This is a genomic window from Mycobacterium sp., from assembly GCF_040509115.1.
Taxonomy (GTDB): Bacteria; Actinomycetota; Actinomycetes; order Mycobacteriales; family Mycobacteriaceae; genus Mycobacterium.
This window is the reverse complement of sequence record NZ_JBEVLO010000012.1, coordinates 1-10,213: the sequence shown is the minus strand read 5'-3', so window position 1 is coordinate 10,213 and position 10,213 is coordinate 1. Positions and strand designations below refer to the sequence as shown.

At 68.1% G+C, this 10,213-nt stretch carries 9 protein-coding genes; 6 read left to right on the top strand and 3 right to left on the bottom strand.

The annotated features are described in order from the left end of the window. Positions 1 to 137: 137 nt before the first annotated feature. The 3 genes from ABW137_RS01190 to ABW137_RS01180 form a co-directional block, all read right to left on the bottom strand. A complete protein-coding gene (locus ABW137_RS01190; protein ID WP_526396037.1) occupies positions 138 to 1,685 on the bottom strand; it encodes an HNH endonuclease signature motif containing protein in 1,548 nt (515 codons plus the stop codon). A gap of 181 nt (positions 1,686 to 1,866) precedes the next feature. Then, entirely contained in the window at positions 1,867 to 2,664 is a 798-nt protein-coding gene (locus ABW137_RS01185) for an ABC transporter ATP-binding protein (protein WP_526396035.1), read from the bottom strand. Continuing rightward, positions 2,661 to 3,116 (bottom strand): peroxiredoxin, encoded by a 456-nt coding sequence (locus tag ABW137_RS01180; protein ID WP_526396033.1) that lies wholly within the window; start codon positions 3,114 to 3,116, stop codon positions 2,661 to 2,663. The genes ABW137_RS01185 and ABW137_RS01180 overlap by 4 nt, the downstream gene beginning before the upstream one ends. Before the next feature lie 89 nt (positions 3,117 to 3,205). On the opposite strand from ABW137_RS01180, the gene ABW137_RS01175 reads away from it, so the two are divergent. The 6 genes from ABW137_RS01175 to lgt form a co-directional block, all read left to right on the top strand. Next, positions 3,206 to 4,729 (top strand): anthranilate synthase component I, encoded by a 1,524-nt coding sequence (locus ABW137_RS01175; RefSeq protein WP_526396039.1) that lies wholly within the window; start codon positions 3,206 to 3,208, stop codon positions 4,727 to 4,729. Continuing rightward, positions 4,726 to 5,367: a TIGR02234 family membrane protein gene (locus ABW137_RS01170; protein WP_526396031.1), complete on the top strand. Its 642-nt coding sequence runs from the start codon at positions 4,726 to 4,728 to the stop codon at positions 5,365 to 5,367. The genes ABW137_RS01175 and ABW137_RS01170 overlap by 4 nt, the downstream gene beginning before the upstream one ends. A gap of 82 nt (positions 5,368 to 5,449) precedes the next feature. Then, positions 5,450 to 6,268 (top strand): indole-3-glycerol phosphate synthase TrpC, encoded by an 819-nt coding sequence (gene trpC / locus ABW137_RS01165; RefSeq protein ID WP_526396029.1) that lies wholly within the window; start codon positions 5,450 to 5,452, stop codon positions 6,266 to 6,268. Positions 6,269 to 6,272: 4 nt separating this feature from the next. Next, entirely contained in the window at positions 6,273 to 7,541 is a 1,269-nt protein-coding gene (gene trpB, locus ABW137_RS01160; RefSeq protein ID WP_526396027.1) for a tryptophan synthase subunit beta, read from the top strand. Next, entirely contained in the window at positions 7,538 to 8,341 is an 804-nt protein-coding gene (trpA, locus tag ABW137_RS01155; RefSeq protein ID WP_526396025.1) for a tryptophan synthase subunit alpha, read from the top strand. Before trpB ends, trpA begins: the two co-directional genes overlap by 4 nt. Beyond that, on the top strand, positions 8,338 to 10,213 hold a 1,876-nt coding region (gene lgt, locus ABW137_RS01150), incomplete at its 3' end, for a prolipoprotein diacylglyceryl transferase (RefSeq protein WP_526396023.1). The genes trpA and lgt, both read left to right, overlap by 4 nt.

Genomic DNA, 10,213 nt, shown 5'->3' with positions numbered 1-10,213 from the left:
ATCCGCCACGACACCGTGCCCGCTCCGCTGCAGCCCGCACGATTCCTGGCGACGATGGCCCGGCGCATCGTCGATACGACGCCGATCACGCGCCACCGCGAAGCCAGGCGTCGGATGGCCGAAGCCCGCGCCGCCGGCTAGCGTGTCGCCCCGATCCGAGGCGGTGGTTCGGGTCCGCCGGGTTCGTCCGGCTCGCCGGGTTCGCCGGGTTCGCCGGGCTCGTCCGGTTCGCTGGGATCGTTCGTGTTGGACGGCGTGGCGGGGTCGGGGTCGGGACGGTTCTCCCCGGGGTGGGTGCGGTGGTCGCGAGTCTCGTTGTCGCCGTTGGGTCGTGGGTCTTCTGGCGGTCGGAGGTGTTTTTCGGGGGTGTGAATGGTGTTGGTACGGGTCTGGCCGGTGTCGAGGTGTTCCGGTGGGATCCATTCGACGTCGTGGTGGTCGTTGATGCGGGTGCTCCAGCCTCCGTGGGTGTCGACGAGGCGGTTGTCGGGGCCGCAGGCCAGGGCGAGGTCGTCGACGTTGGTGAGGCCGCCGTGGTGCCAGTCGGCGGTGGCGTGGTGGACCTGCGATCCGTAGGCGCCGACGGTGCAGCCGGGTTTGGTGCAGCCGCCGTCGCGGGCGATGAGCATGATGCGTTGGGCGGGGGAGGCGATGCGTTTGGAGCGGAACAGGTCCAGGGCGGCGCCGGTGGCGCGGTCGAACACGGCAAGGTGGTGATGGGCGTGGGCGGCGAGGCGGAGGACGTCGGTGATCGGTAGGCGGGTGCCGCCGCCGGTGACGCCGATCCCGGCGCGGGATTCGAGGTCCTGCAGGGTGGTGCGGATGATGATCGACACCGGCAGCCCGTTGAGCTTCCCCAGGTGGTTCATCAGGGCGATCCGTCCGACCGCGATGAGCGCGTCGTGCTGGCGTTGGGCCAGGCTGCGATGATCGTTGTCGATCTGTTCCTGGCTGGGGGTGCCCGAGGTGCAGGGCTCGGGGTCGGCCGGATTGCACATCCCTGGGGCGGCGTACTTGGCGAAGAGGACCTCCCACGTCGCGCGAGCTTCGGGAGTGAGTTCCCCGCTGATCGTGGAGTTCCCGTCGCGGCGCTGCGCACTCATCGACATCCCACGGGTGCGTTGGCGTTGCTCGTCGGTGGGTTCGGGGCCGTCCTGGTCGAGCAGGAACAGGGTCAGTGCGGCGTGGTCGGTGACGTCCTTGGGGCTGGCTCCGGCGGCGGTGCGGACCAGGTCGACCTCGACCTGGGCGTGGGTGGCCGGGTCGAGGAACCCGGGCATCCTGGCCATCGCCTTGCGCAGGGCGGTGACGTGCTCAGCGGTGATCACCCCCAGCTCTTGGGCGGCGGCGGTGGCGGGCAGCAGCGGTTCCAGCGGCTCGCCGATCAGCGTCCGGCGGGGTCCCAGCACGGCGGCCTCGGTCAGGCGGCGTGACGCTTCGGTCGGGGACAGTCGCCACCGCACGGTCAGTACGTCGCGCCACGATTTGGCGCCCCACTGCTGGGAGCTGGTGTCGGTCTGCAGCCGGGCCAACCCGCGATGCCAGTGGGTGGGTAGTTGGCAGGACAGGGTTTCCAGCTCGTCGAGCACGGCGAAGACCTCGGTGTGGGTCATGGCCTGGACGTCGCAATCGGCCAGCGCCACGCGCAGCCCCTCGACCGCTTCCCGAACCGCCATCACCGACATGACTCGAACATACGTACGACCACGGACGTGAACCGTCCCCAGCGACCGAACCAACACCGGCCTGTGGACCAATCACCAACTGTGCACAACCCCAGTCGCACGCCACCAAAACGTCAGAGCCACATGCTAAAAGCACCGGTTCGTACCCGAAGACGTCCCGAGCCCCAACGCCCGGGTCCCGCTAGACGTCCATCCGGGTCGACTTGGCGCGGGCGCTCCAACGGCCGTCGTGGTAGCCGACCTGAACGGGATGCGAAAACGCCTCGGTGACGTTCGCGGTATTCACGGTCTCCAGCGCGGGTCCACTGGCGACGGTGCGCCCCTCCGCGATCAGCAACGCGTGCGTCGTGGTGCTGGGCAGTTCCTCGAGGTGGTGGGTGACGAGGATCGATGCGACGTCGGGGTGGGCCTCGTCCAGCGAATCGATGGTCTGCAACAGCTGTTCCCTCGCGGCGACGTCCAGGCCGGTGGAGGGTTCGTCCAGCAGCAAGAGGCGCGGCCCCGAGATCAGCGCTCGCGCAATGAGTGTGCGCCCGCGCTCACCCTGGGACAGGGTCGGCCACACCTCGTCGGCGATGCGGGTCAGCCCGACCGTCTCGACCATGTCCCGGGCCCGCTCCAGATCCTCGACACTCGGCGTCCAACGCAGTGGCAGGTCGTTGGTGCCGGTGATGCCGGTGAGCACCACCTCGAGCACGGTGCGTGGGTATTGCAGCTGATGCCGCGGGTTCACGTGACCAATGGAGCGGCGAAGCACGGCCAGATCGGTCCGACCCATCTGTTCGCCGAGCACCCGGACGGTGCCGGAGCTGGGGAACGTGACCGCGCCGCAGAAGCCAAGCAGGGTGCTCTTGCCTGCGCCGTTGGGGCCGAGAAGCGCCCAGTGTTCACCCTCGTTGACCGTAAGGGAGATGCCGTCGATGATTTGCTTGCCGTGCCGCCGGAACGTCACGTCGTCAAGTTGCAGAACGGGTTTCACCGGGAACGCAACACCTCGAGTGCCTTGTCGGCGTGCGAGTTGAAGTTGAACTCGCTGCCAATCACGTCGAGCACCGTCTTGTCGGTGTCGATCACGAACGTCACCCGCTTGACGGGCGCGAGCTTGCCGAGAAGTCCGCGCTTGACTCCGAACGCCGTCGCCACGGCGCCGTCGACGTCCGATAGCAGGGGATAGTCGAACTTCTGGCTGGAGGCGAACTGGGCCTGCTTGTCGACGGCGTCGGTGGAGATTCCGACCCGGTTCGCACCCGCGGCGGCGAACTCGGCGCCGAGGTCGCGGAAGTGGCACGCCTCCTTGGTGCAGCCTGGCGTCATCGCGGCCGGGTAGAAGAACAGGACGACGGGGCCGGAGGCAAGGAGGCTCGTCAGGCTCCGCCTCGTACCCGTCTGATCGGGCAGCTCGAACTCTGCCACCTGGTCACCACGTTTCATGGCGGTGACGCTACGCCTGGCTGAATGGCGGACGCCTTCGGCGGGTCTGGGAGGATTGTCCCGTGCACGAACCCTCCACCATCGCGTCGATCCCGCCCGCGAGCCTCGCCACCACGACCTCGCGTGACGACTTTCGGGCCTTGGCCGCCGAGCACCGAGTCGTGCCCGTCACGCGCAAGGTGCTCGCCGACAGCGAGACGCCGCTGTCCGCGTACCGCAAGCTGGCCGCGAACCGGCCCGGCACGTTTCTACTGGAGTCGGCGGAGAACGGGCGGTCCTGGTCGAGGTGGTCGTTCATCGGCGCTGGCGCTCCGTCGGCACTCACCGTCCGTGACGGTGAGGCCGCCTGGCTCGGCGTCACGCCCAAGGACGCACCGCGTGGAGGTGACCCGCTGGCGGCGTTGCGCGCCACCGTCGAACTACTGGCCACGGGCACGCTGCCCGGGTTGCCGCCATTGACCAGTGGCATGGTCGGCTTCTTCGCCTACGACATGGTCCGCAGGCTGGAGCGGTTGCCCGACCTGGCGGTGGACGACCTCAAACTGCCGGACATGCTGCTTCTGCTGGCCACCGACATCGCCGCGGTCGATCACCACGAGGGCACCATCACGTTGGTTGCGAACGCGGTGAACTGGAACGGCACCGACGAGCACGTCGACACCGCGTACGACGATGCGGTCGCTCGGCTGGACGTGATGACCGCGGCACTGGGCGAACCATTGCCGTCGACGGTGGCGACGTTCAGCAGGCCTGCGCCGCAGCACCGCTCGCAGCGCACCGTCGAGGAGTACTCGGCGATCGTGGAGAAGCTCGTCGGGGACATCGAGGCGGGCGAAGCGTTCCAGGTGGTGCCGTCGCAGCGGTTTGAAATGACGACCCACGCAGATCCCCTCGATGTGTACCGGATGCTGCGGGTGAGCAATCCGAGCCCGTACATGTATCTGCTCAACGTCCCCAACGACGTTGGTGGGCTTGACTTCTCGATCGTGGGATCCAGTCCCGAGGCGCTGGTGACGGTGGTCGACGGCAAGGCCACCACCCATCCGATCGCCGGGACGCGGTGGCGAGGCACGACCGAGGAGGAGGACGTGCTGCTGGAGAAGGAGCTGCTGTCCGACGAGAAGGAACGCGCCGAGCACCTGATGCTGGTCGACCTCGGACGCAACGACCTCGGCAGGGTGTGCGTGCCGGGCACCGTCCGAGTGGAGGACTACAGCCACATCGAGCGCTACAGCCACGTCATGCATCTGGTGTCGACCGTCACCGGACACCTCGCCGACGGCAAGACGGCGCTCGACGCCGTCACGGCATGCTTCCCGGCTGGCACTCTCTCGGGCGCTCCGAAGGTTCGGGCGATGGAGCTGATCGAGGAGGTCGAGAAGACGCGTCGCGGCCTGTACGGGGGAGTGCTCGGCTATCTCGACTTCGCGGGCAACGCCGACTTCGCCATCGCGATCCGGACCGCCCTCATGCGGGACGGGACGGCATACGTGCAGGCAGGCGGTGGCGTGGTCGCCGATTCCAACGGGCCATACGAGTTCGACGAGGCGGCCAACAAGGCCCGCGCGGTGCTCAATGCGGTCGCGGCTGCGGAAACGCTGATGGAGCCATGACGCGCATCGCCCAGCTGTTCCTCGGCCTGGCTGCCTTGGCGCTGTGGGCGGGATCGCGGATGCCGTGGGTGGACGTCGAGTCCTTCGACGGGCTCGGTCAGCCGAAGTCCACCACCCTGAACGGCGCCTCGTGGTCGACGGCCCTGGTGCCGCTGGCGCTGCTGGTTCTCGCGGCCGCGGTGGCGGCCCTTGCGGTGCGAGGCTGGGCCCTGCGACTCCTTGCGGTGCTGCTCGCGGCCGCGAGCGCGGGGATGGGGTACCTGGGCGTCGGGCTGTGGGTGATTCGCGACGACGCGGTCCGGGCGTCAGATCTGGCGCAGATCCCGATCACCGCGCTGGTCGACACCGAACGCCACTACGGAGGCGCAGCGCTGGTGCTCGTCGCAGCCGTCGCCACGTTGGCGGCGGCGGTTCTGCTCGTGCGCACCGCCGCGAAGAACAGCGGCGCAACGACCGGTGGCGTAATCAACACGTCGGGGAAGTACCTGGCACCGGCGGCGCGGCGCGAGGCGGCGCGCCAGGATGCGTCCGACGACGCGATGTCGGAACGGATGATCTGGGACGCCCTCGACGAGGGCCTGGATCCCACCCGAGATCCCGGCCAGGAGCGCCCCACTCCGGAGAACGAGGGGCGGTGACAGCCCATGGGGCGCTGGCGACTACCCTTCGGTGGAAAGATCGTTTGGGGGTTTGAGAAGGCATGAAGGGAAGCGACGGCTCATGAGTTCGGGGACCGTGCTCGACTCGATCATCGAGGGAGTTCGAGCCGACGTAGCCGCTCGCGAGGCCCTCGTCAGCTTCATCGACATCAAGCAGAAAGCCAAGGACGCCCGGCCTGCGCGCGACGTGATGGCCGCACTGCGCGCAGACGGCATCGGCGTCATCGCCGAGGTCAAGCGCGCGAGCCCCTCGCGCGGCGAGCTCGCGACGATTTCGGATCCGGCCAAGCTGGCCCGTGCCTACCAGGACGGTGGCGCGCGTGTGATCAGCGTCCTTACCGAGGAGCGCCGCTTCCACGGGAGCCTCGACGACCTCGACGCCGTCCGCGCCGCGGTGTCGATTCCCGTGCTGCGCAAGGACTTCATCGTCGGTCCGTACCAGATCCACGAGGCCCGCGCCCATGGCGCCGACATGCTGCTGCTGATCGTGGCGGCGCTCGAACAGTCTGCTCTGGTTTCGATGATCGACCGCACGGAATCTCTCGGGATGACGGCGCTCGTCGAGGTCCACACCGAGGAGGAGGCCGACCGCGCTCTCCAGGCCGGGGCCCGTGTCATCGGCGTCAACGCGCGTGATCTGAAGACGCTCGAGGTCGACAGGGACTGCTTTGCGCGGATCGCGCCGGGGCTGCCGTCCAACGTCATCAGAATCGCCGAATCCGGCGTCCGAGGCACCGCGGATCTGCTGGCCTATGCAGGCGCGGGCGCCGATGCCGTTCTAGTCGGGGAGGGACTAGTCACCAGCGGGGATCCCAGGAGCGCCGTTGCCGATCTCGTTACCGCAGGCACACACCCGTCCTGTCCGAAGCCCGCTCGCTGAGCCAGTGGCAAACCTCGCTGGCCCTGAGCTGCCGCGCGCTAGCGCAGCTGTCGCCGAACCCACGATTCACGATCCGGATGCCAAGGGCCACTTCGGTCCCTATGGCGGAAGGCTCGTCCCAGAAGCACTGATGGCGGTCATCGAAGAGGTGACGGCGGCGTACGAGAAGGCGCGGTCGGACCAGACGTTCCTCGACGAGCTCGACCGTCTGCAGCGTCATTACACCGGCAGGCCGTCACCGCTGTACGAGGCGACGCGCCTGTCCGAGCATGCCGGTGGTGCACGGTTGTTCCTCAAGCGAGAAGACCTGAACCACACGGGTTCTCACAAGATCAACAACGTGCTCGGCCAGGCCCTGCTCGCCAAGCAGATGGGCAAGACGCGGATCATTGCCGAGACGGGAGCAGGTCAGCATGGCGTGGCGACCGCGACGGCGTGTGCTCTGCTCGGTCTGCAGTGCGTCATCTACATGGGTGCCGTCGATACGGCGCGTCAAGCGCTGAACGTCGCGCGGATGCGGCTCCTTGGCGCCGACGTCGTGTCCGTCGAGTCTGGGTCCAAGACGCTCAAGGACGCGATCAACGAGACGTTCCGAGACTGGGTCGCCAACGCCGACGACACCTACTACGCGTTCGGCACGGCAGCCGGGCCACATCCGTTTCCCACCATGGTGCGCGACTTCCAGCGCGTCATCGGGATGGAGGCGCGGGCGCAGATCCAGGAGCAGGCGGGGCGGCTGCCCGACGCAGTGACCGCGTGCATCGGTGGCGGGTCGAACGCGATCGGCGTGTTCCATGCGTTCATCGACGATCCCGGCGTCCGGCTCGTCGGCTACGAGGCGGCGGGCGACGGCGTGGAGACCGGTCGTCACGCGGCAACGTTCACCGGCGGCACGCCGGGCGCGTTCCAGGGCTCGTTCTCGTACCTGCTGCAGGACGAAGACGGCCAGACCGTCGAATCGCATTCGATCTCAGCGGGTTTGGACTACCCGGGCGTCGGGCCGGAGCATGCGTTCCTCAAGGACTCTGGGCGCGCGCAGTACCTGCCCATCACCGACACCGAGGCGATGGACGCATTCGCGCTGCTGTGCAGGACGGAGGGCATCATCCCGGCCATCGAATCGGCCCATGCGGTGGCAGGCGCACTGAACCTCGGTGTCGAACTCGGGCCCGGTGCGATCATCGTGGTGAACCTCTCCGGACGCGGTGACAAGGACGTCGAGACGGCAGCGAAGTGGTTCGACCTGCTCGACGACAAGGGGACGCCGCAATGACGGCAGGTCGATTGTCGACCCTGTTCGCGACCTGCCGTTCCGAGAATCGTTCGGCGTTGATCGGTTACCTGCCAACGGGTTACCCCGATGTGGCGACGTCGATCTCAGCGATGACCGCGATGACCGAATCCGGTTGCGACATCGTCGAAGTCGGCGTTGCGTATTCCGACCCGGGGATGGACGGGCCCACCATTGCTGCCGCCGCCGAGGTCGCCTTGCGCGGTGGGGTGAGAGTGCGCGACGCCCTGTCGGCGGTCGAGGCCATCTCGAAGGCCGGCGGCAACGCCGTGGTCATGACGTACTGGAATCCCGTGCTGAAGTGGGGCGTGGACGCCTTCGCCAGGGACTTGGCGTCGGCAGGTGGGCTCGGTCTCATCACGCCCGACCTGATTCCCGACGAGGCCGACGAGTGGATCGAGGTGTCGGCCGCACACGGCCTAGATCGCATCTTCCTGGTGGCGCCGTCGTCGACGCCGGAACGTCTTTCGGCCACGGTCGAGGCGTCGTCCGGGTTCGTTTACGCGGCGTCGACCATGGGCGTGACCGGAGCCCGCGATGCCGTGTCCGACGCTGCGCCGGAGCTGGTCCGCCGGGTGCGGGAAGTCTCGGACATCCCGATCGGCGTCGGGTTGGGCGTACGGTCGCGTGAGCAGGCCGCGCAAATCGGCTCCTATGCCGACGGCGTCATCGTCGGCTCGGCGCTGGTGTCGGCGCTCAGCGACGGCATCCCCGCAGTCAAGGCACTGACCGAAGAGCTCGCCCAAGGCGTCCGACAAAGGATTTCAGGGATTTCACTGTGACCACGACGGTTCTGGCCTACATCCCGAGCCCATCCCAAGGTGTCTGGCATCTCTGGATCTTCCCCGTCAGGGCATATGCGTTGTGCATCATCGCCGGGATCGTCGCGGCGCTGATCATCGGCGACCGCCGTTGGGCGGCCCGCGGTGGCGAACGTGGCGTCGTCTACGACATCGCACTCTGGGCGGTCCCGTTCGGTCTGATCGGTGGCCGGCTTTATCACGTAATCACGGACTGGCCCAAGTACTTTGGGCCGGACGGCGCGGGATTTGTTGCGGCCCTTCGCATCTGGGACGGCGGCCTGGGGATTTGGGGTGCGGTCGCGCTCGGCGGCGTTGGTGCGTGGATCGCCTGCCGTCGCATGGGAGTTCCGTTGCCCGCCTTCGGGGATGCGGTCGCGCCGGGAATCATCTTGGCGCAGGCGATCGGCAGGCTTGGCAACTACTTCAACCAGGAGCTCTATGGCCGTGAGACGGACCTGCCCTGGGGCCTGACGATCTACAACCGCCTAGACCCGTCGGGGGTCGTCAGCCCGCATTCGCTCGACGGGGTGTCGACGGGACAGGTGTACACCGTCGTCCATCCGACGTTCCTGTACGAACTGCTCTGGAACCTGCTGGTCTTCGCAGTGCTGATCTGGGCCGACCGCCGCTTCAATCTCGGGCACGGGCGGTTGTTCGCGCTGTATGTGGCCGGTTACTGCGTCGGCCGGTTCTGGGTCGAGTTGATGCGCAGCGACGACGCGACGCTCATCGCCGGTATTCGGGTCAACTCGTTTACCTCGATGTTCGTCCTCATCGGCGCGGTGATCTACATCATGGTCGCGCCCAAGGGGCGCGAGGATCCGGCGACGCTGCAGGGCAAGGATTCCGAGGTTCCCGACGAAGCCCGGCGCGAGGAAGTCATCGACGACCTCAAGGCCGTGGAAGCCACGTCCGGCGTCCTCGCCGCCGTGCAGCTCGCCGGCGCGGACGACGATGGCGGTTCGTCAGGTGACCACGACCCGGTCGAATCCGGCCACGTCAGATCGGAGGCCGCCGCGGAGGCCGAGGACCTCGTCGAGCAGGTCGAGACGGCGCCGTCGGAGGACATCGCAGAGGCCGAGGAGTTCGCCGAGGTCGGTGCCGCCGCCGAGGAACGCCCCGCCGCGATCGGTGCTCTAGTGGGCCAGGAAGCGGTCGAGGCAGAAGCATCCAGTCCCGAGGAGCCCGCCCCCGAGCAGTCGGCCGAGAACGAGATCGGTCTGGGGTCGGTCGAGGGTGACGAGGTCGCCGCGGTTGAGGATTCGGCTGCCGAGGTGCACGCGGCTACAGAGCAGGGCGCCGTGGACGCTGAGGTAGCGGCCGAGGATGTCGCTGCAGAGGATGTCGCTGCCGAGCCGGAGTCCGCCGAGCCCGAGACCGCCGAGCCGGAGTCAGCCGAAGAGGCTCCCGCCGAGGAGCCCGACGTCGAGGAGTCCGCGTCCCGCGAGTCGGCCGAGAACGAGATCGGTGTGGGGTCGGTCGAGGGTGACGAGGTCGCCGCGGCTGAGGATTCGGCTGCCGAGGTGCACGCGGCTACAGAGCAGGGCGCCGCGGACGCTGAGGCAGCGGCCGAGGATGTCGCTGCCGAGCCGGAGTCTGCCGAGGACGTCGCTGCCGAGCCCGAGTCTGCCGAGTCGGAGTCTGCCGAAGAGGCTGCTGCCGAAGAGGCTCCCGCCGAGGAGCCCGACGTCGAGGAGTCCGCGTCCCGCGAGTCGGCCGAGAACGAGATCGGTCTGGGGTCGGTCGAGGGTGACGAGGTCGCCGCGGCTGAGGATTCGGCTGCCGAGGTGCACGCGGCTACAGAGCAGGGCGACGGGGACGCTGAGGAAGCTGCAGAGGAACTCGCTGACG